This window comes from Virgibacillus sp. DJP39 (assembly GCF_049310925.1).
Taxonomy (GTDB): domain Bacteria; phylum Bacillota; class Bacilli; order Bacillales; family Amphibacillaceae; genus Virgibacillus_F.
Window position 1 is genome coordinate 1 of sequence record NZ_JBMERP010000201.1, and the last position, 689, is coordinate 689.

Sequence of the window (689 nt, forward strand, 5' to 3'; positions counted from 1 at the left end):
TGTAAAGGGTCACTCTATTCCATCCAAAATGGCCTTGTTTTTTTCAGATTCCTCCGGTTCGATTACTTTACTTTCCTGAGATAATTTGCTAAATTATTTGCAAATTATAAGGGGGAGTTTTTTTATGATCATTTCACATGACTTTGACATTGGATTACTAGCATATGAAGCAAAAGGAAAGGAAAATGACTTTCCCATTTTTAGGGACTGTCCTTGTCGTGAATGTTCTGGGCGGGCGTGTGTTCAACGGAATGGCTATTATTGCCGAAATGGCATTAATGAAGAGGAAGTTGTGAGAATCCCTATTTGTCGGTTAATATGTTTGGTTTGTGAAACAAGCTTCTCTATTCTACCAGACTTTTTAATTCCTTATTATCAACATACGCTACATACGGTTTTAATCCGAGTCTATCAATTTTTACAGGATAAGAAACCGAATGGAAGTCGCCAGTTACTGGCGCAGCATCTTAATCGATATTTTAATAGTCTACACTGGATACATAGCTTTTTTATGGGTTTGGGGAATGTATTGGGTTTCTCGGAGGATCGGACAAAAGAAGCCATAAAATACATGAAAATGATCCAGGACTTTGACGAAGCCACCTTCTTGCGAAGGAGTTGGGGTCATTTATCATCATACTTTATGGCACATTAATTCTATCATATTTTCCTTGCAAAAAAAATAATGG

At 37.0% G+C, this 689-nt stretch carries 1 protein-coding gene; it reads left to right on the forward strand.

Annotated elements, in window-relative coordinates:
- The first annotated feature begins 124 nt into the window (after positions 1–124).
- Positions 125–655 (forward strand): hypothetical protein, encoded by a 531-nt coding sequence (locus ACOI1D_RS21800; protein ID WP_422504301.1) that lies wholly within the window; start codon positions 125–127, stop codon positions 653–655.
- The last annotated feature ends 34 nt before the right edge of the window (positions 656–689 follow it).